We start from the raw sequence: 23,083 nt of genomic DNA, 5'->3' as shown, positions 1-23,083 counted from the left end.
GCGACGCAGGGGCTGTGCTAGGACGGTCCCACTCCGACCCGAAAGCGCCCGCCATGACCGATGATGTGACCAGGGATTCCAACGGCAACATCCTTGCCGACGGCGACAGTGTGACCCTGATCAAGGACCTCAAGGTCAAGGGCTCGGGCGGGGTGACGCTGAAGCGCGGGACCCTGGTGAAGAACATCCGCCTCACCGGCGACACCGACGAGATCGAGGCCAATGTCGACAAGGTCCGCGGCCTCGTGCTGCGCGTGGAGTTCGTGAAGAAGGCCTGACCGGCGGGTTCGATCGCGCGAAGCGCCACAGGCTTTGACCGCCCAGGTTCATCACAACGAACACAACGAGGTCACAACGAACACAACGGGATCGCGTCAGGCTCCGGCCCCGTCGTGCCCGCTGTGAGGGCGTTGTGTTCGCTGTGATGAAAACGGGTCGCCAACGGGCGTTGGATCGCGCTTCGCGCAGCCGCGACTAGCCCTGCGCATTCCTGACCGCCGCCGCTCCCGCAAAGGGGGTGATCACGGCAGCGAACAAAACATAGGCTCCCAGAAATGCGAGGGCCGGCAGGGGGTCGAGGCCGTTGACGGCCCGCTCCAGCGACCCCGCGCCGAACACCACCGGCGGGATGAACAGCGGCAGGACGACCACGGCGATCAACAGGCCGCCGCGCTTCGATCCCAGGGCCAGGGCGGCGCCCAGCGCCCCGGTCAGGGCGAAGCCGAGTGAGCCGATCAGGGCCGAGAGCAGGACCAGCGGGGCCAGCGACGGCGGCAGGCCGAGGGTGATCGCTGCGACCGGCGCGGTCAGGGCCAGCGGCACGCCGACCGCCAGCCACTGGGCCTTGGCCTTGGTCAGGACGACCAGCTCCAGCGGAACGGGGCCGAGGGCGATCAGGTCCAGCGCCCCGTCCTCGAGGTCGCGCTCGAACAGCCGCTCCAGCGACAGGATCGATGACAGGGCCAACGCCAGCCAGGCGATGCCGCCGGCGATCGGCCTCAGCCCCGCCGGATCGCCCCCGGCCGCCAGAGGAATGAGGGCCGTCAGACAGAGGAAGAAGCCGCAGGCCAGCAGGGGCCCGCCGCCGCCGGACCAGGCCAGCGCCAGCTCGCGCCGGAACAGAACCATCAGCGTCTTCATCGCCCGGCCCCGATGTCGAGGGCCCGCGCCGGAACCGGCAGGGGATCATGCACGGCGGCCAGGATGGCTCCGCCCCGGTCCATATGGGCCTGCATCATCAGGCCGAGGGCGGCGCGCCAGCGGGCATCCAGGGGGGCGAAGGGTTCGTCCAGCAGCCAAAGGGAGCGTGGCGCGGCGATCAGCCGGGCGAAGGCGAGGCGGCGGCGCTGTCCGGCCGACAATTTGCGCACCTCGAGGTCGAGCAGGGGTTCCAGCGCCAGCCCGGCGATTGCGGCGGCGATCCCTTCGTCATTCGCCCCGGTCCAGCGGGCCTGGAAATCCAGCTCCTCGCGGGCCCGTCGGCCGGTCTTCAGGCCGTCCAGATGACCCAGCCAGTGAATCCGGTGCGCCCGGGCCTCGGCCGGGTCGATGTCGGCGAAGGTGACCGTCCCCGCGTCCGGGCGGATGAAGCCGGCCAGGGTGCGCAGCAGGGTGGTCTTGCCCGCGCCATTGGCTCCGGTCAGGGCCACGGCCTCGCCGGGGGCGATGTGGAAGGACAGGTCCCGGAACAGCACGCGTTCGCCGCGGGAGACGGTGAGGGAGTCGGCTGTGATCACGGCGTCTCCCTCCCCTTCATGGAGAGGGTGGCTGAGCCAAGGGCGAAGCCGGGTGGGGGTGTTCGGGTGCAGAAAGCAGTGTTCCGTGGGTCGCCCGACGCGCCCCACCCGGTCGCTTCGCGACCACCCTCCCCACAAGGGGGAGGGAGAACATGGACGCGACCCGCAACCCTCGTTATATCCGGCCTCGCCGCAGCAGGCGTTCGCCGCGCGCGTCGGGGACCTGTGTGCCCCGCCGTCGACCGCGCGTACGTGCAACCGGATTGTCGGGCGGCGTGAACCAGAGGAAGCCTCTCCATGCCGTCAGTCGACAGCCTCAAGACCCGCCGGGACATCACCGTCGGGCGCAAGAAATACGCCTATTACAGCCTTCCGGCCGCTGAGGAAGCCGGTCTGGCCGGGATTTCCCGCCTGCCGCGCTCGATGAAGGTGCTGCTGGAGAACCTGCTGCGCAACGAGGACGGGGTTTCCGTCAGCGAAGCCGACCTCAAGGCGGTCGCCGCCTGGATCGAGAACAAGGGCGCGGTCGAGCACGAGATCGCCTTCCGCCCGGCCCGGGTTCTGATGCAGGACTTCACCGGCGTGCCCGCCGTCGTCGACCTGGCCGCCATGCGCGACGCCATGTCGGCCCTCGGTGCCGATGCGACGAAAATCAACCCGTTGAATCCGGTCGATCTGGTCATCGACCACTCGGTCATGGTCGACCATTTCGGCACGCCGGGCGCCTTCAACCAGAACGTCGAGCGTGAATATGAGCGCAACATCGAGCGCTACAAATTCCTGCGCTGGGGTTCGTCGGCCTTCAACAATTTCCGCGTCGTGCCCCCCGGCACGGGCATCTGCCATCAGGTGAACCTCGAGAACCTGGCCCAGACCGTCTGGACCGTGGCCGAGGGCAAGGCGACCGTCGCCTATCCCGACACCGTGGTCGGCACCGACAGCCACACCACCATGATCAACGGCCTGGCCGTTCTCGGCTGGGGCGTCGGCGGCATCGAGGCCGAGGCCGCCATGCTGGGCCAGCCCATCCCCATGCTGATCCCGGAAGTCGTCGGCTTCCGCCTGACCGGCGCCCTGCCGGAAGGCGCGACGGCCACCGACCTCGTCCTGACCGTCACCCAGATGCTGCGCAAGAAGGGCGTGGTCGGGAAATTCGTGGAGTTCTTCGGCCCGGGCGTCATCAGCCTGACCATCGAAGACCAGGCCACCATCGCCAACATGGCCCCGGAATACGGCGCCACCTGCGGCTTCTTCCCCGTCTCGGCGGCGACCATCGGCTATCTGACCGCCACCGGTCGCGACAAGGCGCGCGTCGCCCTCGTGGAGGCCTATGCCAAGGCTCAAGGGCTGTGGATCGACGAGACCTCGGAAGACCCGGTGTTCTCGGACGTGCTGGAACTGGACATGGCCTCGGTCGTGCCCTCGATCGCCGGTCCAAAGCGTCCGCAGGACAAGGTCGAACTGACCGTCGCCGCCCCGTCGTTCGAAACCGCCCTGGGCGAGGTCTTCGGCCGCGCCGGCGACGCCCCGCGCGTCAAGGTCGAGGGTGAGACGTTCGACCTCGGCGACGGCGATGTCGTCATCGCCGCCATCACCTCCTGCACCAACACCTCCAACCCGTCGGTCCTGATCGCCGCCGGTCTGGTGGCGCGCAAGGCCAAGAAGCTGGGCCTTTCGGTCAAGCCCTGGGTCAAGACCTCCCTGGCGCCCGGCTCGCAGGTGGTCACCGACTATCTGACCGCCGCCGGCCTGCAGGCCGACCTCGACGCCATGGGTTTCAACCTGGTCGGCTACGGCTGCACCACCTGTATCGGCAACTCGGGCCCGCTGGCGGACAGCATCTCCAAGGCCATCAACGACAACGGTCTGGTCGCCACCTCGGTGCTCTCCGGCAACCGGAATTTCGAGGGCCGGGTGAACCCCGACGTCCAGGCCAACTATCTGGCCTCGCCGCCGCTGGTCGTGGCCTATGCCCTCGCCGGCTCGATGCGGATCGACATCTCCAAGGATCCGATCGGCCAGGACAAGAAGGGCAAGGACGTGTTCCTGAAGGACGTCTGGCCGACCTCGAAAGAGATCGCCGACATCCAGAAGAAATGCGTCACCCCGGCGATGTTCGCCAAACGCTATGCCGACGTCTTCAAGGGCGACAAACACTGGCAGGGCATCAAGGTCGAGGGCGGCCAGACCTATGCCTGGGACGACAGCTCGACCTATGTCGCCAACCCTCCGTATTTCGAGGGCCTGTCGATGGAGCCGACCCCGGTCACAGACATCGTCGAGGCCCGCGTGCTGGCCATCTTCGGTGACAGCATCACGACCGACCACATCAGCCCGGCCGGTTCGATCAAGAAGACCTCGCCCGCCGGGGCCTGGCTGACCAACCGCGGCGTCGATGCGCTTGACTTCAACAGCTACGGCGCCCGCCGCGGCCACCACGAAGTCATGATGCGCGGCACCTTCGCCAACATCCGCATCCGCAACCGGATCACGCCGGAGATCGAGGGCGGGGTGACCAGGCATTTCCCGTCGCAGGACACCATGTCCATCTATGACGCGGCCATGCGCTACCAGTCCGAGGGCCGGCCGCTGGTCGTGATCGCGGGCAAGGAATACGGCACCGGCTCGTCGCGTGACTGGGCCGCCAAGGGCACCCGCCTGCTGGGCGTCCGCGCCGTTCTGGCCGAGAGCTATGAGCGTATCCACCGCTCCAACCTGGTCGGAATGGGCGTGGTGCCGCTGCAGTTCAAGAGCGAGGGCTGGGCCCGTCTGGGCCTGACCGGCGAGGAGATCGTCACCATCCGCGGCCTGTCGGACGTCAACATCGGCAAGCTGAAGCCGCGTCAGGACCTGTGGGTCGAACTGTTCCGCCCGTCGGACGGCAAGATGGCCCGGTTCCCGGTCCGCTGCCGCATCGATAACCAGACCGAGCTGGACTATTTCAAGGCCGGCGGGGTCATGCCCTATGTCCTGCGCAACCTGGCGCGCGGCGACGCCGAATAGGCAGCCGTCCGAACGAAACGAAGAGGGCCGGCGGAGCGATCCGCCGGCCCTTTTTGTTGTGTGGAGACGGCGGGGCGTCCGCAAGGATCGTTGCGCGCTTCAGCGTCCCCGATCTCCGCTTCGCTTCGTCGGGGATGACAAGCTCACCTTTCGCGACGGTGCCGGGAATCAGCCCCCCGTCGCATTGTGCAGCCCGCGGTCGCGCGGGTTGCGGCCGAAGGCCTGCTCGCACACGGCGCGGCCGAACTCTTCGGAGACCATCATCTGGCGGTCGCCCAGCAGGGCGCCGAGCCGGCCCTGGGCGCTGGTCGCGACCGAGACGGGGAAGCGGCCCACGACCCTGTCGTCGTCGGCGGGGTCGACGAACTCCACAGTCCCCGACAGCGTATGGCTGCCCTCGCCGGTCAGCAGGGTCTCCAGCCGCCCCGCGCGCTCCATTTCGTCGATATGGACGCGGATGTTGATCGGCACCGTGCCCCACATGCACCGGCGTAGCTCCTCATGGACCTCGGCCGAAAAGGTCAGGGCGAAGTCATCCTCCGCATCCAGCCAGCCGGTCGACAGGGTGACCGAGCCGGCCTGGGCGGTTTCCTGCAGGCCGATCGGCAGGGCCATGGGCGGGCCGCCCTCGATCACAGGCGCGCAGGCCGCGACGGACAACAGGGCTGCGGCGACGACGGCGGTAACGGCGGACTTCATTTCGGGCTCCCCGGGTTTTCGCGGCAAGCTTTAGCGGGGTGGGCGGTGAACGCCGGATGAACCGCCTTCGCCCGGCGACGAAATCGCCGGGACCTGTGTCAGGAACCGAACACCTCGACCCCGATCTCGCCGTCGGGGGTCAGCCAGGCCCGTTTCATGCCCTGGCTGTTGAAGGGGGCGGTGATGTTGCCGTCGCGGTCGAGTGCGATCAGGCCGCCGTCGCCGCCCATGTCGCCGATCTCTTCGATCACGGCCCGCCCCGCCTCGGCGAGGGTCTGGCCCGCCCCGACACGCCAGCTGACCTGGGCACAGGCGGCGACGCGGATGAAATACTCGCCCTGTCCGGTGCCCGAGACCGCGACACGGCCGTCGGCCCAGCTGCCGGCCCCGGGAATGGGGGTGTCGCCGACGCGGCCCGGCATCTTGCCGAACACGCCCGCGGTCGAGGTCGCCGCCGCCAGCCGGCCGTCGCGATCCAGAACGCAACAGCCGACCGTGCCGTGGGCGAGGGTGCCCGGTGGGTGATTGTCCTCGCCCTGACCGGCCCGGGTGAACCAGGCCGCTTCGTCGGCAATGGGTTCGAGCCCCTGATCGAAAGCGAACAGGGATGCGCCCTCTCCCGTCAGCATGACGTGGGGGGTTCGATCCATCACGGCGCGGGCGGCCACGACCGGATTGCGGAACCCCTGCAGGGCCGCCACGGCCCCGGCCTTGCGCGTCGACCCGTCCATCAGGCTGGCGTCGAGCTCATACGCCCCGGCCAGATTGGGCGAGGCCCCGCGCCCGGCGACATAGAGGCCGGAGTCCTCCAGCAGGACCGTCGCCTCGACCGCGACATCCAGCGCCGGGGCGCCGGCGTCCAGCCGCGCCTTCATGGCCGCCACCACCTCGCCCATATGGGCTATCTCGCGGGTGTAGTCGCGTTCGCGCCGGGCGCCGGCGCCGCCGTGGAGGATGAGGGCGGGTCTGCCGGTCATCAGGGCCTCTTTCAACTCGGGTCGAGGGTCGCTAGCGTCGCGGGACGACGGCAGCGCTTTCGCCCGTCATGCGCGCCAAGGGACGATCCGTGCAAGCTTCAGGGCCTTTTGTGGCTGCAAATTCCGCCGGGATCGGAATCGATCCGACGCTGAACCCGTCATCGATGGCCGCGTCGTTCAAACGGTTCGGTCGCATCCACATCCCGGGCTTCCTCCAGCCGGCTTCGGCCGAACGGCTGCACCGGAGCCTCGCGGCGGAACGGCTCTGGATGTGCTCGACCCTGGGCGGGGGCCAGACGATCGACATCCCGGTGGAACAGCTGGAGGCCTTTGCGCCGGATCAGGCGGCCCGGTTCCTGACCCTCGCCCATGCCGAGGCGCGGGACGGTTTCCACTACATGTTCGACAGCCTGCGGATCAGTGATCTGGTCGAGAAGGGGGAGCCGCTGGATCCTGCCTATGCCGCCGCCTATGCCTTTCTCAACAGTGCGGCATTTCTTGATTTTGTGCGGGCCTTGACGGGCGATAGCCGGCCCAACCACGTCGACGCCCAGGCCACCCGATATGAGCGCGGCCACTATCTCACCCAGCATGATGACAAGAAGCCGTCGTCCGGCCGGCTGTATGCCTATGTGCTGAATCTGACGCCCCATTGGCGGACGGACTGGGGCGGCCTGCTCAATTTCATCGACGCCGACGGCCATGTGGCCGAGGCCTACAGCCCGGCCTGGAACGCCCTGAACCTGTTCCGCGTGCCCCAGCCCCACGCCGTGTCCTGCGTGGCTCCCTTCGCCGGCGCGCCGCGCCTGTCCATCACCGGCTGGGTGCGCCAGATAGAGCCCGGCCTTCTCCCCTCACGAAAGACGTCCTGATGCGCGCAGTCCTGTCCAAGGCCCCCGGCGGCCCCGAAACCCTCGTCGTCGAGGAGGTTCTGGACCCCCGGCCGATGAAGGGCGAGGTGGTGATCGAGGTCCGGGCCATCGGGGTCAATTTCCCCGACACCCTGATCATCGAGGACAAATACCAGTTCAAGCCGACCCGGCCCTTCTCGCCCGGTGGCGAGGTCGCCGGTGTGATCGAGGCAATCGGCGAGGGTGTGACCCATGTTCGCAAGGGTGATCGGGTCATCGCCGTGCCCGGCTGGGGCGGCATGGTCGAGCGCCTGGCCGTGCCCGCCGCCTCGGTGATGAAAATCCCCGATGCGATGGATTTCAACACGGCCGCCGCGCTGGTGATGACCTACGGCACCTCCTGGTACGCCCTGAAGGACCGGGCGCAGCTGAAGCCGGGTGAGAGCCTGCTGGTGCTGGGTGCTGCGGGCGGCGTCGGCATTGCCGCGGTCGAGCTCGGCAAGGCGATGGGGGCCCATGTGATCGCCGCCGCCTCGACCCATGAAAAGGTCCAGTTCGCCCTGGAGGCGGGGGCCGACAACGGCCTGATCTATCCCTCGGGCAAGATGGACAAGGCCGCGCAGAAGGAACTGTCGGGCGAGTTGAAACTGGCCTCGGGCCGCGACGGGCCGGATGTGGTCTATGATGCGGTCGGCGGCGACTATTGCGAGCCGGCCCTGCGTGCGATGGACTGGAACGGCCGCTATCTGGTGGTCGGCTTCCCGGCGGGTATTCCGTCCCTGCCGCTGAACCTGACCCTGCTGAAGTCGGTGTCGGTGATCGGGGTTTTCTGGGGCGCCGCCGTCATGCGCGACCCGGCCGCCCACGCCGCCAATATGGCGGACCTTCTGCGCTTCTGGGAGGAAGGCAAGATCCGCCCTCGTGTCAGCCGCACCTTCCCGCTGGAACGCGCCCATGAGGCCATCAAGGCCCTGGGCGACCGGTCGGTGATGGGCAAGGTCGTGGTCACGGTCGAGTCATGACCCCACAACTCTCGCCCGCGCTGGACGTCGCTGCGCTGCGCCAGGCGTTCGCAACCCGGCGGCGGCTGCATGTTCCCGGCGTCCTTGCGCCCGACAGCGCCGAAAGCATCGCCGCCGCCCTCGAGGCCTTCGACGGCTGGAAGGTCAGTGTCTCGGCCGGGGGCGAGTTCTTCGAACTGCCGCTGAAGGGGCGGGTCGCCGCCGAGCCCGGCAAACAGGGCTGGATCGACGCGGCCCGCGTCGACGGGGCCGAGCCGCGCATGCAGTATATCTTCGACACCCGCCGGCTGGATCTGGAGCCGGAGGACGCGCAGCCGGATGCGGTCAGCGCCGTGCCGGATTTTCTCAACGGGCCGGAATTCCTCGCCTTCGTGCGGGGTGTAACCGGTGACGACCGGATCGATTTCGTCGACGCCCAGGCCACCCGCTACCGACCGGGTCAGGTCCTGACCGGCCATGACGATGCCGCCGAGGGCAAAAACCGGCTCTATGCCTATGTGCTGAACCTGACCCGCGACTGGCGCGCCGACTGGGGCGGGGTGCTGGCCTTCGAGGGGGCGGACGGCCATATCGAGGCGGGGTTCGTTCCGGCCTTCAACGCGCTCAATCTGTTCGCTGTGCCCATGCGCCATGCCGTGACCCAGGTCGCCAGTTTTGCGCCCCGGGACCGGTTGTCGATCACCGGCTGGCTGCGCTCGCATCAGGCGGTCTAGACCGTTCGTCGGCTCGGTTGGCGCGGGCCGAAAGGTTCATCACAACGAGCACAACGCGGTCACAACGGACACGACGGGACCGTGCGGTTGCCGCGTTTGTCGATCCTTCCTGGCATCGAAAAGAGACAAGGGCGGCTTTGCCGCCGATCCTCCCTTCGACGAAAAACCGAGCCTGAAGGAAGCGATCCGCGATAGTGCCACCGTCTCGATCTCGTCGTGTCCGTTGTGACCGCGTTGTGCCCGTTGTGATGAACCCTTGTCGCTGGAGGCCAATGCGTCAACTGGAGCGCCGATTGCTCTAGACGTCGCGCAGCCGCTCCAGGGCGGCTTCGGCCTGGTCCTTGTGCCGGCGCTTGATATGGGCCCCCAGGGTGGCGATCAGGGCCGTGATCACTGCCGCATCGTCGGTGAAGCCGATGCCGGCGAAAATGTCCGGAATGGCGTCGACGGGCAGGACGAAATAGGCCAGCGCCCCGAGCATGACCCCCTTGGCCGCCGCCGGAGTCTCCGGGTCGCGGGCGGCATACCAGACGCTGACCAGTTGCCGGGCGAAGGGGATGCGGGCCGCGGTGCGCCGGATCTTGGGCCAGAAACCCCTCTGGACCCGGACCTCATTGACCTGCTGGATGGACGGCACGAGGGCGCGGGACGGGTCGAGGGCCTCGTCGGGCGTGATCGGTTTGGAATTCGTGGTCATGGCGGCTAAAGCCCCGCAACTGATCTCTGGTTCAACATCCATATAGGGGCTCCGGCCATGAAACTCGACGGGTCGATTGCGGCAGTGGTGACAGGTGGAGCCTCCGGCCTCGGCGAGGGGACGGCGCGGGCCATCGCGGCCACGGGGGCGAAGGTCGCCCTGTTCGACATGAACGCCGAACGCGGCGAGGCGATTGCGGCCGAGATCGGCGGCGTCTTCTGCCACGTCGACGTCACCGACGATGCCAGCGTCGCAGCCGGCTTTGAAAAGGCCCGCGCCGCCCACGGCCAGGAGCGTCTGACGGTCAACTGCGCCGGCATCGCCACGGGCCAGAAGACGGTGTCGCGCAAGAAGGACACGGGCGAGATCCGGGCCCATGACATGGCCGGCTTTGAGCGCACCGTTCGGGTCAATTTGTTCGGTACCTTCCGCGTTCTGAGCCAGTCGGCGGCCGGCATGGTGACGCTGGAGCCGATGGCCGACGGCGAGCGGGGTCTGATCGTCAACACCGCCTCGGTGGCGGCCCAGGACGGCCAGATCGGCCAGGCGGCCTATTCGGCCTCCAAGGGTGGCGTCTATGCCATGACCCTGCCGGTGGCCCGCGACCTCGCCCAGGAAGGCATCCGCTGCAACACCATCCTGCCCGGCATCATGTGGACGCCGATGATGGCCGGCATGGATCAGAAGATCCAGGACGCCCTGGCCGCACAGATCCCCTTCCCCAGCCGCCTCGGCAAGCCGTCGGACTATGCCTCGCTGGTGCTGGAACTGGCCCGCAACGTCTACATCAACGGCGAATGCATCCGGCTGGACGGCGCGATCCGTATGGCGCCGCGCTGAGGCGCGGATGCGCTTCGCGCAGGCGCTAACGCTCGCAACGCGGTTGCTCGCTCCTTGAGCGCCGAATTGTGCGACGGGGGACTTGCGAGAGGTCGGGCCTTCCCGCTATACGCCCGCCTCCGACTGAAGTGCGGGCGTAGCTCAGTGGTAGAGCACAACCTTGCCAAGGTTGGGGTCGAGAGTTCGAATCTCTTCGCCCGCTCCAGTCGAACCAGGAAGCCCGGTCCGTGCGACCGGGCTTTCTTGCTTTCCGCGCCCCGGTGCCGGGTGCCGCCAGCCTAGAGCCCCAGGGCGGTGCGGATGTCGCGCCAGTCGATGTATTTGAAATTCTGGGTGCCGACGTCGTTGATGTCGTCCTGGACCACGACCAGTCCTTCCGGGAAGGCGTCGCCGACCGGGCCGCCCAGGGCGGCCAGACCGTCGGTGCCGGTGACGCGGTCGACCGCGCCGTCCCGGACCACGAAACGCCCCGCATAGACGGGCGCGGCGCCGTCGATACGCCAGACCGGGAAGGTCGAGTCGCCCTGGCTGGAACCGATCAGATAACGGGCCGCGCCGTCCTCGATGACGGTCAGGCCCTCGGCGTCCGCGACCAGCACGCCCGGCGCGATCGGCTGGACCAGGGTGCGCGCCGCGCCGGTCGCCGGGTCCAGGCCGTAGCGCCACAGGCCGACGTTCTCCTCGGCGATGTAGAGGGCATTGGTCGCCTCGTCGGCGGCGCAACCTTCCGAAATCGTCCCGACGTCGAAACGGCGTACCTCGCGGGCAGACGGCTGGCCCGCAGCGTCGGCCGTCAGGACGAACTGTCGCACCTCGCCCTCATGGCCGACCAGCACAGCGTGGATTTCGGCCCCGCGCCGGGCGAAGCAGAAGCCATAGGGTTCGACCACATCCGTGGTGATGGCACCCCAGGGACGCACGCCGCCGTTCCCGGCGGGGTCGAACAGATAAAGGGCCACGCCCGTCTTGCCGGGGGTGCGATCACTGGCACCCAGCACCAGCTGGGGCCGGCCGCTTACCGTCAGGCCTTCGGTCAGATCGACATTGTTCAGCAGGCCCTCCGGCAGGAACTGGAGGATCGCGCCATCGAGGCCGTAGATGTACAGGCCGGCCTTCTTGTCAGTGCCCGCGACGAAGCCGCGCGTGGCGACACCACCGATCGTGACCGGGGCGGGGCTGGTCCAGATGGCCGGATCATCGGCGGCGTCCTGGCCGGCGGTCCCGACCGACGGTGTCTCGAGCCGGGCCGTGACGCCGGAGCCTGCGCCGATGAATCCTTCGCCCTCGCCCTGGTAGTCGACCTCCCGGGTGGCACAGGCGGTCAGGAGAGCGGCAGACGCCACAAGCGTGGTCAGGGTGCGGACGAACATGGGGTGCGCCTGTGATCCATTGTGCAAGTCGCGCCAGAACACGGGGGCTCTTCTCCGTCAAAGCAAGCGTCGATGACGCGGTCGCGTCAGTGCGGTGAAACTCCCTCAGTTATCGGAACAATCGTCATCTTCGCGCACAAAAAACGCCAAACGGGCTTCGCCAAATCGTCGCGCCCTCGTCGCCCCTTCCCCCTAGCTGGTGCGGAAGAACCGGCGACCGTGGGGGCGACCGGGCCATCGGGATGCTCGTTATGAAATTTGGACTTCTGCTCGGCGCCTCGCTTGCGCCGCTTGCCTTCGCCGGTACCGCCTTCGCCCAGACCGCTCCCGATCCGTCGGCCCAGCTCGACGATGTCGTTGTGACGGGCAGCCGCCCGATCGCGGAGTCCGAGGCCGCCGCCCTGCGGGTGCAGCGCAACGCCGACTCGCTCGTGACCGTCGTCGCTTCCGACTCGGTGGGCCGCCTGCCCGACCAGAACGTCGCCCAGGCCGTCGGACGCCTGCCGGGTGCCGCCGTTGCCCGCGACCAGGGCCAGGCCCGCTACATCAGCCTGCGCGGCGCGCCGGTGAACTGGACGACCCTGTCCATCGACGGCATCTCGATCGTCAGCCCCGAGGGCCGCGACACCCGTTATGACAGCCTGCCCTCGGCCATCGCCTCGCAGATCGTGGTCAGCAAGGCCGTGACGCCCGACATGACCGGCGAGACCATCGCCGGCAACGTCAACATCATCACCCGTTCGGCCTTCGACTATCCGGGCCTGCGCATCTCCGGCAAGGCCGGCGGCGGCTATGTCGAACTGGGCGAGCGTCAGGAATACGAAGGCCAGCTGGTCCTGTCGAACCGCTTTGATACGGACATGGGCGAGTTCGGCGTGCTGGTGTCGGGCAGCTACTACCAGCGCAACATGATCACGGACAACTATGAGACCGACTGGGAGACCGTCTCCCAGGACGTCCAGCCCGGTGGTGCCACCCGCCTGTGGGCGCGCGAGACCGAGAACAAGCTGTACCGCCTGACCCGCAGGAACTACTCCCAGTCGGGTCGCCTCGACTGGCGCCCGTCCGACAACCATCGCCTGTTCGTCGAGTCGATCTTCACGACCTTCACGGACGATGAGGCCCGCGACAACTACATCTTCGACATGGACGACCGTCAGTCCGATCCGTCGACGCCGCCGCGCTCGGCCCTGACGCCCTGCACCGTGACGCCGGTCACAACCGTGACCAACACCGGCTATGCCGACACCTGCATCGGCAACACCTCGCTGGTCGGCACGGTCTACGGCATCGACATCAACCAGCGCGCCACCCTGCGCGCCTTCGAACAGTCGGTCTTCACCAACACTCTCGGCGGCGATCATGAGTTCAACGACGGCTGGTCGTTCGACTGGCGGCTGAACTACACAAAGGCGATCGACGACCGCTCGGTGGTGGGCGAGGCCCGCTACGACAGCCCGTCGACCCGCAACCTGCGCCCGACCATCTCCTATAACTTCACCGATCCGGACCTCGCCCGGATCCGGCTGTTCAACACGATCTCGACGTCCGGTCCGACGACCTTTACGGCCGGCGGTCTGGTCCGCGACATCGATGCCTTTGCCCGCCCCCTGTCCTCGCTGACGTCGTCCAAGCTGATCGACGAGACCGAGGCCTATACCGCCAAGTTCGACCTGCGCCGGAACTTTGACTGGATGGGCAACGACGCCACCTTCACCTTCGGCGGCCAGTACGACGAGCGGACCAAGGACTCGGACAACCGGGTCATGACCCTGAACTCGGCGGCACAGTTCACCGCCGCCGGAATCTCGACGACCTTCGTCCCGGTTTCGCTGGGTGCCGCCTTCAACGGTGAAATCCCGCTGGGCTATGATTTCCGCTATTTTGACCAGCAGGCCATGCGCGACCAGGTCGCCCGCGCCGCCGCCCTGAACCCCTATGTCTCCCAGCCCGCCAACAACTACAACGTCACGGAAGAGGTCGCTGCGGCCTATGCCATGGCGCGCATCGCCTATGACTGGGGCTCGATCCTCGGCGGCGTTCGGGTCGAGAACATCGTCAACACCGGCCAGGCCATTGTGACCCTCGCCGGCGTCCCGACCGGGATCGAGGTCGAGAATGACATGACGCTGGTCTACCCGAGCCTGCACATCAACTATGACATCGCCGACGACAAGAAGCTGCGCCTGTCGTTCAACAGCGGCGCGGCCCGTCCTGACTATGACCAGCTGCGTCCGAACTTCACCTTCAACGACTCCAACCAGACCGTGTCGGGCGGCAATCCCGAGGCCCAGCCCGAGCGCGCCTACGGCGTGGACGCCTATTTCGAATGGTACGTCCAGCCCCAGGGCTATGTGATGTTCGGTGCCTTCTACAAGAAGGTCGAGGACGTCCTGTTCAGCGACACGCGGACCTTCGGGTCCAATGTTCTGAACACCCCCGGCGTGGATCGCTCCGGCTATCTGCTGAGCACCGAGGTCAACGGTGGCGAGGGCTATATCCGCGGCCTGGAGTTCGCGGTTCAGCAGCAGCTCTCGATCTTCACCGATCAGATGGGCCTGCCCGAGTGGATGGGTGGTTTCGGCCTCACCGCCAACGTCACCCTGAACGACAGCGAGGCCGAGGCCCCGGACGGCAGCAAGGTCGTCCTGCCGAACACCTCGGACCTGGTCTATAACGTCGGTGCCTACTATGAGCAGTACGGCCTGTCGGCGCGCCTGAACTATCAGCGCCGCAGTGAGTGGCTGGACAGCTTCGGTGCCCTGGCCGACGGCGGCAACACCTTCTGGGCTGCGGATGACGAGCTGGACTTCTCGGCCCGTTACGCCGTCAGCGACAGCATCGAAGTCTATTTCGATGCGTCCAACCTGCTGGACAACCCGGGCCGCCGCTATTCGCGGGAGTCGGCCTATACGATCGAGTGGGAACAGTTCGGCAGCCGCTACACCGGCGGTGTCCGCTTCGTTTTCTAAGCCAGGCTTGTAGACAGAAGACCAGGGGCCGGGCAGCGATGTCCGGCCCCTTTCAATTGCGCCGCACTGGTCTGATATGGTGACGCTGGACGGCGCGGCCCAGCCCGGCTAGGTCGCCTTCGGGGCGAAAGCGGACTGCGTCGGTTCGCCGTTTGCAACGTATCTCCCGAATGGGCGCGCGTGGCGCCAGAACGGGACAGTCAGGTCACATGTTTCTCGAAGGCCAGGTCAACTGGATGTGGGTTCTGGGGGCGGTCGCCGCCGTGGGCTGGATCGTGGGCCTCGTTGCCCTTTGGTTCGCCGTCCGCAACAGCTCCCGTCACGTCGACACCTCGGATCAGCTTGATCTGGTCCAGCGTGTGGCTGAGGACTCTCAGAAACGCCTGTTCGAGACCCTGAACGCCATTCCGGTCGCCCTGGTCGAGACCGACCGGCAGGGCAAATTCGTCTTCGCCAACCGGGCCGCCCACCAGCTGCTGGGTCGCAAGGACGCCGAGCTGATCGGGCTGCGTTTCCATTCCGCCACCTGGGGCATCACCTTCCCGGATGGTCGCCCGGTGCCGCCGGACCTGCTGCCCAGCGCCCGCGCCCTGCGCGGCCAGACCGTGCGCGGCTTCCACCACCTGCTGGCCAATCCCGCCTCGCGCCGCAAGATGCTGGTCTCGGTCACGGCCATGCCGATCGAGAATGAACTGGGCCAGATCACCGGCTCGACGGCCGCCATCGTCGAGACCGAGGGGCTGCAGATTCCTGAACATGCCGCACCCGAATTCCCGACTCCCGAGCCGGCCGCGGCCGGGACCGACGATCTCACCCGGCGGGTCTTCGACGCCGCCTCGAGCGCCCTCGTCGTCGTGGGTGCCAACGGCCGGATCCGCGAGGCCAACCGAACCGCCCTTCTGGTGCTGGGTCGCCCCGAGGCGGACGGCGATTTCTCCGACCTGTTCCTGGAAGAGGATGAGCGCGCGGAGGGCCGTCAGGCCCTGCGTGCCGCCCTGGCCGCGCCGGCCGGGGAGGCCGAGCCCTTCATCTCGCGTCGTGGTGAAGAGGGCGGCATCCGCTGGTCCATGCTTCCGCTGGCCGATGCCGAGGGGCGGGTCGATGCCCTGCTGCTGGCCGGTGAACGGGCCGAGCCGACCGCGATCCCCGCCCCGGTGGTCCTTGAGGTCGCGGCCGAACCGACGGCCGTTTCTGACGAAACCCTGGCCCTGCGCGAGGCGGCCGAGGAAGCGCGACGCCAGGCCGCCGAAGCGCTCGCCGCCGCCGCTGCCGCCCGCGAGGAGGCGCAGACAGCCCATGCCGCTGCGCGCAAGGCCGCCGAGGACGCCCAGGCCGAGCTGGCCGGGGGGCGCCGGATGGAGAGTGTCGGCCGTCTGACCGGCGGGCTGGCGCACGATTTCAACGCCCTGCTGGGTGTGATGACCGGCGCCCTCGACATGATGCTGCGTCAGGCGGACGACCCGGCCCGGGTGCGCCGTATCGGTCAGGCTGCCCTGGCCGCGGGCCAGAAGGGTGAACTGCTGACCCGTCGCCTGACCGCCTTTTCCCAGGGTGACGACGAACCGGTGCTGCGTGCCCTCGACGCCGGCGTCCTGTTGCGGGGCATGGAGACCCGGCTGCGGGCCCTCGGGGGACCGGGCGTTGACCTGATGATCGAGGGTCCGTCCGGGGCGGCGCCGGTCCGGCTGGACCCCGTCGCCTTCGAAGGCGCGGTCCGCGGCCTGACCCAGAACGCCATCGATGCCGTGGCCGGCCGGGGCTCGGTCGCGGTGCGGCTGGAAACCCTGCTGGAAGGCGGGGTGCGTCTGAGCGTGCGGGACAGCGGTCCGGGCATGGATCGGGAGCTGGCCGCCCGCGCGGTCGAGCCCTTCTTCACCACTCGCGAGGGCGCGGCGGGCCTCGGCCTGTCCCAGGCCTATGCCTTCGCCCGCCAGTCGGGCGGCGTCCTCTCGATCGACAGCGTCCCCGGCGACGGGGCGGAGGTTTCGATCACCCTTCCGCAGGGCGGCTGAGCCGTCCACGCCGACCCGATCGCGGGACGGACCGGCGGATTTTCTGATCGATGGCTGCGGATCGGCCGCGAACCCGCCTATATGGGGTCGGACGGTTGACCCTCGCGGGTGGGCCGTTAGGTTCCGCGCGCCTTTCCGCGCCCACGACAGATATCGAGAGATTCCATGGCTGACGCCGCCGCCCCCAGCGCCTCCTATGACGTCGTCATCATCGGCGGCGGTCCGGGCGGTTACAACGCGGCCATTCGGGCGGGCCAGCTGGGCCTGACCGCCGCCTGTGTCGAGATGCGCGAGACCCTGGGCGGCACCTGTCTGAATGTGGGCTGCATGCCCTCCAAGGCTCTGCTGCACGCGTCCGAACTCTATGAGATGGCGGGCAAGGAATTCGCCGGCCTCGGCATCGAGGTGACGCCCAAGCTCAATCTGGCGCAGATGATGGCCCAGAAGGCCGAGAGCGTGACCGCCCTCACCAAGGGCATCGAATTCCTGTTCAAGAAGAACAAGGTGGACTGGGTCCGCGGCCGTGGCCGTATTGCCGGGGCCGGCATGGTGGAGGTCACCGCCGCCGACGGATCGGTCAGCACCCTGGCGGCGAAGAACATCGTGATCGCCACCGGCTCCGAGCCCACCCCCCTGCCGGGCGTGGCCTTCGAGGCCGGCAAGGTGGTGGATTCGACCGGCGCCCTGTCCCTGCCGGCCGTGCCGAAACATCTGATCGTCGTCGGCGCGGGCATCATCGGCCTGGAGCTGGGCTCGGTCTGGCGCCGGCTGGGCGCGCAGGTGACGGTGGTCGAATATCTGGACCGGATCAGCCCCGGCATGGACAGCGACCTGGCCAAGGCCTTCCAGCGCACCCTCACCAAACAGGGCATGGCCTTCAAACTGGGATCCAAGGTCACGGCCGCGAAATCCTCGAAGGACGGGGTCGAGCTGACGGTCGAGCCCGCGGCCGGCGGGACGGCTGAAACCCTGACCGGCGACGTGGTTCTGGTGGCCATCGGCCGGCGCCCCTACACCGAGGGCCTCGGCCTCGAGACGGTGGGTATCACGCCCGACAAGCGCGGCTTCCTCGACAACCACCATTTCAAGGTCGCGGAAGGCGTCTGGGTCATCGGTGATGTCACCCACGGCCCGATGCTGGCGCACAAGGCCGAGGAGGACTCGGTCGCGGTGATCGAACTGATCGCGGGCAAGGCGGGCCACGTCGACTACAATCTGGTGCCCAGCGTGGTCTACACCGCCCCCGAGGTCGCCTGGGTCGGCCAGACCGAAGACCAGCTCAAGGCCGCGGGCGTGGCCTACAAGGCCGGGAAATTCCCCTTCACCGCCAACAGCCGGGCCAAGATCAACCACGAGACCGACGGCTTTGCGAAGGTGCTGGCCGATGCCGCCACGGACCGCATCCTCGGCGTCCACATCATGGGCCCCCAGGCCGGTGAAATGATCGGCGAGGCCTGTGTGGCCATGGCCTTCGGCGGTTCGTCGGAAGACATCGCGCGAGTCTGCCACCCGCATCCGACCCGCTCGGAAGCCGTCAAACAGGCGGCCATGGGCGTCGAGGGCTGGACGATGCAGGCCTAGAAGCCGGCCGCAGCCGTCACCGGGACTCACCCGCGCGGATGGGCGGCGGAATAGGCCGCCAGCAGATGGGCGGCATCCACGGCGGTATATTTCTGGGTCGTCGACAGGCTGGCGTGGCCCAGCAGTTCCTGAATCGCGCGCAGGTCCGCCCCGGCCCCCAGCAGGTGGGTGGCAAAGCTGTGACGCAGCGCGTGGGGTGTGGTCGAGGCGGGCAGGCCCAGCCGTCCCCGCAGCCGCTGTACCATGGCCTGGACGTGGCGAGCCGTCAGCGGACCGCCGCGCCGGGCGCGGAACAGGCTGTCGGCCGGTCCGAGCGGAAAGGGCAGGGCTGCGAGATAGGCGTCTACCGCCTCGCGCACGGCGGGCAGGACCGGGGCCAGCCGCGTCTTGCCGCCCTTGCCGGCGATACGCAGGGTGTCGGGCAGGGGGGCGTCTGCTCGCAGCAGGGACAGGCCTTCGGAGATGCGCAGGCCGCAGCCGTAGAGCAGGGTCAGGACCGCGCGGTCGCGGGCGGCCTCCCAGACCTCGGTGTCCGGGTCGGCCCCGGTTTCGTTCAACAGGCCGCGCGCCTGATCCTCGCTGACGGGGCGGGGCAGGGACGGCTTGATCCGGGGGCCACGCACCAGGGCGAGCTGTGGCGCCGGCGTGGCGCAGCGCCGGTCGAGGAAGCCGTGGAAGGCGCGAATCGCCGACAGGGTCTGGCTGAGCGACCGGGCCGCCAGGGGCAGATCGCCCCGGTCCTGTGAGCCCTGGCGACGCTCGGCCAGATGGGCGCGGACCTCCGCTGCGGTGACCGTGCCGAGGTCGGTCAGCCGCTGCGGCTCGCCGCGATGCCGCTGCAGAAAGGCGAGATAGCCCCGGCCGATGCGGCCATAGGCCTCCAGGGTGTTCGGCGCCAGGCGGCGTTCGTGGGCCAGGTGCTCCAGCCAGGCCGCCAGGGCTTCATCCGCGGTCAGCTGAGAAGCGGCCATCGCTCGGCCGTCCGTTCCACCACCCGGGCGATGAAGGCCACCAGTTCGCAGCCCATGGTGGGGGTGAAACCGTCTTCCTCGGGTGAGCCGAAAGCGCAGACGGCGGGGCGGGCGGCCGTCTCTCCGCCCGGAAACTGCGGTGCCATCCGGATCAGGGCCACGGACTTCACCTCGGCCTCGTTCGCGCCGAACAGGTTCAGCCCGTCGAAATTCGGGCCCAGCCAGGTCAGGCCGTGCTCGCCCAGAAGACCGTCGACACCGCCGGCCTCAAGGCCGCGCCAGCCGAACGGCACGCTGCCGGGTTTCTCAAGGGCGATGGCGGCGCCGGCCAGGCCGAACCGGCCCTGCGCCACAGCATCGAGCCGCCGGGCGAGATCGGACGGATTGCGCGCCTCCATCAGGTCGAGGGCGGCGACATGGGTCTGGGTCTGGGCGGCGAAATTGGCCCGGGCGATCGATTCGATCCGCTTGCGGGCGTCGGCCTCGCGCTCGGCGGCCTCTTCCAGCTTCGTCAGGGCGGCGCGGCCGAACTCCACGACATTTCGGCCGTGGGGCTTGAGTCCGATCTCCTCCAGCAGGGAGCGGTCGTCCAGCAGGGTCTGCGGATTGGCCTGCAGCCAGGCGCGGATTTCCGGCCAGTGAGGCTCCCTGGGGGCCTCGGCCGTCGGCTGGCTCGCGGAGGGATCAGGCTTGCCGCTCAAAAACCTCTCCTCGAGGGGACGCTACAGGATCGCGGTCCCCGGGTTGTGTCGATCCTTACAGGATCGACTGGCCGGTCTTGCCCCAGTCCGCGAGGAAGGCATCAAGCCCCTTGTCGGTTAACGGGTGCTTGACCAGGGCCCTGAAAACGTCAGCCGGAAGTGTCGCTGCGTCGGCACCGGCCACGGCAGCGGCGCTGACATGGCCCGGATTGCGCAGGGAGGCGGCCAGGATCTGCGTCTCGAAGCCGTGCACATCATACAGCACCCGGATCTCCTCCAGCAGGCCGATCCCGTCGGCACCGTGGTCTTCCAGCCGGCCGACGAAGGGCGAGATGAAGGTGGCACCCGCCTTGGCCGCCAGCATGGCCTGGGCGGCCGAGAAGCACAGGGTGACATTGGTTTTGATGCCCTTGTCGGCAAAGGCGCGGGCCGCACGCAGGCCGTCCCATGTCAGGGGCAGTTTCACGACCACGTTCGGGGCAATGGCGGCGAGCTTGTCGCCTTCCTTGACCATGGTCTCGAAATCGGTCGCCACGGCCTCGGCCGAGATCGGGCCCTCGACCAGGGCGCAGATTTCAGCGATGACCTCAGCGATGTTGCGACCGGATTTGGCGATCAGCGAGGGATTGGTGGTGACGCCGTCCACCATGCCGGTGGGGACCATGTCCCGGATGACGGCGACGTCGGCTGTGTCGAGAAAGAGTTTCATGTCGGTCTCTCTAGCGGAGCGCGAAGGGCGGTGAAAGTCGCCAGCGTCCTCATCCCCCTGCCGGTGCCGGAAGCCTTCGACTACGAGGTCCCCGAAGGGCTCGAGGTCGTGCGTGGGGATCAGGTCGCCGTGCCGTTGGGGCCCCGGCTGATTCGGGGGGTGGTGTCCGAATCGCGCGAGACCACGGGATCAAACCGGCAGCTGAAGACCATCGACCATGTTCTGGACGAGCCGCGCCTGCCCGAACGCACTGTGGATTTCGTCGAATGGGCCGCCCGCTGGACCCTGAGTGCGCCGGGGGAGATGGCGGCGGCGGCGCTGAAGGGGCTGCGTGCCCCCCGGCCCCGGCCCGAGCGGCGCGTGCGCCGGGTCGGAGACCGGGCACCCGCCAAGCTGACGGCACCGCGCGTGGCGGTCCTGGAGGCACTGGGTCACGGCGCCATGCCGGGCGCCGATCTGGCGCGGGCGGCGGGGGTGTCCTCAGGCGTGGTCAAGGGCCTGCTGGACGAAGGCGTGCTGGAGGTCATCGAGGTCGAGGCGGTCGCCGCCTTTGACCCCCCTGACCCGGACCACGCCCCGGCGGCGCTCAATCCCGATCAGGCGGCCGCGGCGACCGCCATCGCCGCGGCGACCGCCAGGGGCGGCTTTGCCCCCTTCCTGCTCGACGGGGTCACCGGCTCGGGCAAGACCGAGGCCTATCTGGAGGCGGCGGCGCGGACGCTGAAGGCTGATCCGGCGGCCCAGATCCTGATCCTGTTGCCCGAGATCGCCCTGACCCAGGACCTGATCGCCCGGATCACGGCCCGGTTCGGCACCGCGCCGGCCGAATGGCATTCCGGCATCGCCCCGCCCCGCCGTCGCCAGGTCTGGGAGGCCGTGTGCGCCGGCCGCTGCAATATCGTGGTCGGGGCCCGCTCGGCCCTGTTCCTGCCCTTCGTCAACCTGCGGCTACTGGTCGTGGACGAGGAGCACGACGGCTCGTTCAAACAGGGGGAGGGGCTGGTCTATCACGGCCGCGACCTGGCGGTGTCGCGGGCCCGGATCGAGGGGGCCACGGTGGTGCTGACCTCGGCCACACCGTCGCTGGAAACCCTGTGGAACGCGCAGCAGGGCCGCTATCGCTGGCTCAAGCTGGCGGCGCGGCACGGGACGGCCGTCCTGCCGGACGTGACCCTGCTGGACCTCAGGACCTGCCCGCCCGATCCCCAGACCTGGCTGTCCCAGCCCTTGCGCGAGGCCATCGGCGAGACGCTGCTGCGCGGTGAACAGACCCTGCTGTTCCTGAACCGGCGCGGCTATGCGCCGGTGGTCCTGTGCCGGGCCTGCGGGCACCGGATGACGGCCCCGGACACCGACAGCTGGCTGGTCGAGCACCGCTACACCGGCCGGCTGATCTGTCATCTGACCGGCTTCACCATGGCGCGGCCGAAACACTGTCCGTCGTGCGGCGCGGTCGACAGTCTGGTCTCGGTCGGCCCGGGTGTCGAACGGGTCGAGGAGGAGGTCCGCCAGCTGTTCCCCGAGGCGCGGACGGCCGTGTTCAGCTCCGACACCACCCCCGACGCCAGGGCCGCCCGCGCCCTGATCCAGCGGATGACCGACGGCGAGATCGACATCCTCGTCGCCACCCAGGCGGCCGCCAAGGGCCATAATTTCCCCCTTCTGACCCTGGTCGGGGTGGTCGATGCCGATCTCGGCCTGCGCGGGGGCGACCTGCGGGCCGCCGAGCGGACCTTCCAGCTGCTGACCCAGGCGACGGGCCGGGCGGGGCGGGCGGACAGACCGGGCCGCGCCGTCCTGCAGACCTGGACCCCCGAACATCCGGTGCTGATGGCGCTGGCGGCCGGCGACCGGGACGCCTTCGTCGCGGCCGAACTGGCCGAGCGCGAGGCCGCCTTCCTGCCGCCCTGGGGCCGGCTGGCGGCGATCATCCTGTCGAGCGAGAATGCGGTGGCGGTCGAGAAATTGGCGCGCGAACTGGCCGGTTCGATTCCCAATGCGGAGCGTCTTGAGGTCTATGGTCCGGCAGACGCACCGCTGGCCCTGGTGCGCGGTCGGCGCCGCAAGCGGCTGCTGGTCCGCGCCGACCGCGACGTGGACCTGCAGGGCTTCCTCCGGGCCTGGCTGGCGCGGGTGAAGGTGCCGGGGTCGGTGCGGCTGACGGTGGACGTGGATCCGTACAGTTTTCTTTAGGGCGCTAACGCTCGCGACGCGGTCGCTCGCTGCTTG

19 protein-coding genes and 1 tRNA gene are annotated in these 23,083 nt (G+C 68.6%); 11 read left to right on the top strand and 9 right to left on the bottom strand.

Annotation, left to right across the window (positions count from 1 at the left end):
• The first annotated feature begins 53 nt into the window (after positions 1–53).
• Positions 54–278: an alkylphosphonate utilization protein gene (locus Q0053_RS08210; protein WP_298098592.1), complete on the top strand. Its 225-nt coding sequence runs from the start codon at positions 54–56 to the stop codon at positions 276–278.
• 196 nt (positions 279–474) lie between these two features.
• Here Q0053_RS08210 and ccmB read toward each other — a convergent pair whose 3' ends face one another.
• Both ccmB and ccmA read right to left on the bottom strand, forming a co-directional pair.
• On the bottom strand, positions 475–1,140 hold the full coding sequence (ccmB, locus tag Q0053_RS08205) for a heme exporter protein CcmB (protein ID WP_298098589.1): 666 nt from the start codon (positions 1,138–1,140) through the stop codon (positions 475–477).
• Positions 1,137–1,736: a heme ABC exporter ATP-binding protein CcmA gene (gene ccmA, locus Q0053_RS08200; protein ID WP_298098585.1), complete on the bottom strand. Its 600-nt coding sequence runs from the start codon at positions 1,734–1,736 to the stop codon at positions 1,137–1,139. Before ccmA ends, ccmB begins: the two co-directional genes overlap by 4 nt.
• A gap of 297 nt (positions 1,737–2,033) precedes the next feature.
• Between ccmA and acnA the strand changes: the two genes are divergently transcribed.
• Complete coding sequence (gene acnA / locus Q0053_RS08195) at positions 2,034–4,739, top strand: aconitate hydratase AcnA (protein WP_298098582.1); 2,706 nt, start codon at positions 2,034–2,036, stop codon at positions 4,737–4,739.
• 168 nt (positions 4,740–4,907) lie between these two features.
• Here the strand turns inward: acnA and Q0053_RS08190 are convergent, their stop codons facing one another.
• Together Q0053_RS08190 and Q0053_RS08185 are read right to left on the bottom strand one after the other, a co-directional pair.
• Positions 4,908–5,438, bottom strand: a complete 531-nt coding sequence (locus Q0053_RS08190; RefSeq protein ID WP_298098578.1) for a hypothetical protein — start codon at positions 5,436–5,438, stop codon at positions 4,908–4,910.
• A 98-nt stretch (positions 5,439–5,536) separates the two neighbouring features.
• Positions 5,537–6,415: an isoaspartyl peptidase/L-asparaginase family protein gene (locus Q0053_RS08185; RefSeq protein WP_298098576.1), complete on the bottom strand. Its 879-nt coding sequence runs from the start codon at positions 6,413–6,415 to the stop codon at positions 5,537–5,539.
• A 164-nt stretch (positions 6,416–6,579) separates the two neighbouring features.
• On the opposite strand from Q0053_RS08185, the gene Q0053_RS08180 reads away from it, so the two are divergent.
• From Q0053_RS08180 to Q0053_RS08170, 3 genes are read left to right on the top strand one after another with little or no spacing between them, the layout of a single operon-like run.
• Positions 6,580–7,287 carry a 2OG-Fe(II) oxygenase family protein gene (locus Q0053_RS08180; RefSeq protein ID WP_298098573.1) on the top strand — a complete coding sequence of 236 codons (708 nt, stop codon included), beginning with the start codon at positions 6,580–6,582 and terminating at the stop codon, positions 7,285–7,287.
• Positions 7,287–8,288, top strand: coding sequence for an NADPH:quinone oxidoreductase family protein (locus Q0053_RS08175; RefSeq protein WP_298098569.1), 1,002 nt, complete (start codon positions 7,287–7,289; stop codon positions 8,286–8,288). The genes Q0053_RS08180 and Q0053_RS08175 overlap by 1 nt, the downstream gene beginning before the upstream one ends.
• Positions 8,285–9,001: a 2OG-Fe(II) oxygenase family protein gene (locus Q0053_RS08170; RefSeq protein ID WP_298098566.1), complete on the top strand. Its 717-nt coding sequence runs from the start codon at positions 8,285–8,287 to the stop codon at positions 8,999–9,001. The genes Q0053_RS08175 and Q0053_RS08170 overlap by 4 nt, the downstream gene beginning before the upstream one ends.
• 298 nt (positions 9,002–9,299) lie before the next feature.
• Here the strand turns inward: Q0053_RS08170 and Q0053_RS08165 are convergent, their stop codons facing one another.
• Complete coding sequence (locus tag Q0053_RS08165; RefSeq protein ID WP_298098563.1) at positions 9,300–9,698, bottom strand: YkvA family protein; 399 nt, start codon at positions 9,696–9,698, stop codon at positions 9,300–9,302.
• A gap of 57 nt (positions 9,699–9,755) precedes the next feature.
• Between Q0053_RS08165 and Q0053_RS08160 the strand changes: the two genes are divergently transcribed.
• Together Q0053_RS08160 and Q0053_RS08155 are read left to right on the top strand one after the other, a co-directional pair.
• Positions 9,756–10,538 (top strand): SDR family oxidoreductase, encoded by a 783-nt coding sequence (locus Q0053_RS08160; protein ID WP_298098560.1) that lies wholly within the window; start codon positions 9,756–9,758, stop codon positions 10,536–10,538.
• 130 nt (positions 10,539–10,668) lie between these two features.
• Positions 10,669–10,743: transfer RNA gene (locus Q0053_RS08155), tRNA-Gly, on the top strand.
• A 73-nt stretch (positions 10,744–10,816) separates the two neighbouring features.
• On the opposite strand, the gene Q0053_RS08150 is transcribed toward Q0053_RS08155, so the two are convergent.
• Positions 10,817–11,908, bottom strand: coding sequence for a phytase (locus Q0053_RS08150; RefSeq protein WP_298098556.1), 1,092 nt, complete (start codon positions 11,906–11,908; stop codon positions 10,817–10,819).
• A gap of 251 nt (positions 11,909–12,159) precedes the next feature.
• On the opposite strand from Q0053_RS08150, the gene Q0053_RS08145 reads away from it, so the two are divergent.
• The 3 genes from Q0053_RS08145 (at position 12,160) to lpdA (ending at position 18,473) form a co-directional block, all read left to right on the top strand.
• Positions 12,160–14,880, top strand: a complete 2,721-nt coding sequence (locus tag Q0053_RS08145; RefSeq protein WP_298098553.1) for a TonB-dependent receptor — start codon at positions 12,160–12,162, stop codon at positions 14,878–14,880.
• Between the two features lie 209 nt (positions 14,881–15,089).
• Positions 15,090–16,892, top strand: a complete 1,803-nt coding sequence (locus Q0053_RS08140) for a PAS domain-containing protein (protein ID WP_298098550.1) — start codon at positions 15,090–15,092, stop codon at positions 16,890–16,892.
• 165 nt (positions 16,893–17,057) lie between these two features.
• Entirely contained in the window at positions 17,058–18,473 is a 1,416-nt protein-coding gene (lpdA, locus tag Q0053_RS08135) for a dihydrolipoyl dehydrogenase (protein WP_298098547.1), read from the top strand.
• Between the two features lie 26 nt (positions 18,474–18,499).
• Here lpdA and Q0053_RS08130 read toward each other — a convergent pair whose 3' ends face one another.
• From Q0053_RS08130 to fsa, 3 genes are read right to left on the bottom strand one after another with little or no spacing between them, the layout of a single operon-like run.
• On the bottom strand, positions 18,500–19,444 hold the full coding sequence (locus Q0053_RS08130) for a tyrosine recombinase XerC (RefSeq protein ID WP_298098544.1): 945 nt from the start codon (positions 19,442–19,444) through the stop codon (positions 18,500–18,502).
• Entirely contained in the window at positions 19,426–20,145 is a 720-nt protein-coding gene (locus tag Q0053_RS08125) for a DUF484 family protein (RefSeq protein WP_298098543.1), read from the bottom strand. Before Q0053_RS08125 ends, Q0053_RS08130 begins: the two co-directional genes overlap by 19 nt.
• 55 nt (positions 20,146–20,200) lie before the next feature.
• A complete protein-coding gene (gene fsa, locus Q0053_RS08120; protein ID WP_298098540.1) occupies positions 20,201–20,854 on the bottom strand; it encodes a fructose-6-phosphate aldolase in 654 nt (217 codons plus the stop codon).
• A 30-nt stretch (positions 20,855–20,884) separates the two neighbouring features.
• Here fsa and Q0053_RS08115 point away from each other — a divergent pair, with 30 nt between their 5' ends.
• Positions 20,885–23,047 carry a primosomal protein N' gene (locus Q0053_RS08115; protein WP_298098538.1) on the top strand — a complete coding sequence of 721 codons (2,163 nt, stop codon included), beginning with the start codon at positions 20,885–20,887 and terminating at the stop codon, positions 23,045–23,047.
• Positions 23,048–23,083 lie beyond the last annotated feature (36 nt).

This window comes from Brevundimonas sp., from assembly GCF_027487935.1.
In the GTDB taxonomy this organism is placed as follows: domain Bacteria; phylum Pseudomonadota; class Alphaproteobacteria; order Caulobacterales; family Caulobacteraceae; genus Brevundimonas.
Note: the sequence above shows the minus strand (reverse complement) of the source record. Positions and strands in the feature narration are given on the sequence as shown.

Coding starts and splice junctions, on each gene's coding strand:
- Q0053_RS08150 (WP_298098556.1), bottom strand. CDS start 11,908: ATGTTCGTCCGCACCCTGACCACGCTTGTGGCGTCTGCCGCTCTCCTG.
- Q0053_RS08165 (WP_298098563.1), bottom strand. CDS start 9,698: ATGACCACGAATTCCAAACCGATCACGCCCGACGAGGCCCTCGACCCG.
- Q0053_RS08190 (WP_298098578.1), bottom strand. CDS start 5,438: ATGAAGTCCGCCGTTACCGCCGTCGTCGCCGCAGCCCTGTTGTCCGTC.
- acnA (WP_298098582.1), top strand. CDS start 2,034: ATGCCGTCAGTCGACAGCCTCAAGACCCGCCGGGACATCACCGTCGGG.
- Q0053_RS08145 (WP_298098553.1), top strand. CDS start 12,160: ATGAAATTTGGACTTCTGCTCGGCGCCTCGCTTGCGCCGCTTGCCTTC.
- Q0053_RS08130 (WP_298098544.1), bottom strand. CDS start 19,444: ATGGCCGCTTCTCAGCTGACCGCGGATGAAGCCCTGGCGGCCTGGCTG.
- Q0053_RS08170 (WP_298098566.1), top strand. CDS start 8,285: ATGACCCCACAACTCTCGCCCGCGCTGGACGTCGCTGCGCTGCGCCAG.
- Q0053_RS08180 (WP_298098573.1), top strand. CDS start 6,580: ATGGCCGCGTCGTTCAAACGGTTCGGTCGCATCCACATCCCGGGCTTC.
- lpdA (WP_298098547.1), top strand. CDS start 17,058: ATGGCTGACGCCGCCGCCCCCAGCGCCTCCTATGACGTCGTCATCATC.
- Q0053_RS08185 (WP_298098576.1), bottom strand. CDS start 6,415: ATGACCGGCAGACCCGCCCTCATCCTCCACGGCGGCGCCGGCGCCCGG.
- fsa (WP_298098540.1), bottom strand. CDS start 20,854: ATGAAACTCTTTCTCGACACAGCCGACGTCGCCGTCATCCGGGACATG.
- ccmB (WP_298098589.1), bottom strand. CDS start 1,140: ATGAAGACGCTGATGGTTCTGTTCCGGCGCGAGCTGGCGCTGGCCTGG.
- Q0053_RS08210 (WP_298098592.1), top strand. CDS start 54: ATGACCGATGATGTGACCAGGGATTCCAACGGCAACATCCTTGCCGAC.
- Q0053_RS08160 (WP_298098560.1), top strand. CDS start 9,756: ATGAAACTCGACGGGTCGATTGCGGCAGTGGTGACAGGTGGAGCCTCC.
- Q0053_RS08175 (WP_298098569.1), top strand. CDS start 7,287: ATGCGCGCAGTCCTGTCCAAGGCCCCCGGCGGCCCCGAAACCCTCGTC.
- Q0053_RS08140 (WP_298098550.1), top strand. CDS start 15,090: ATGTTTCTCGAAGGCCAGGTCAACTGGATGTGGGTTCTGGGGGCGGTC.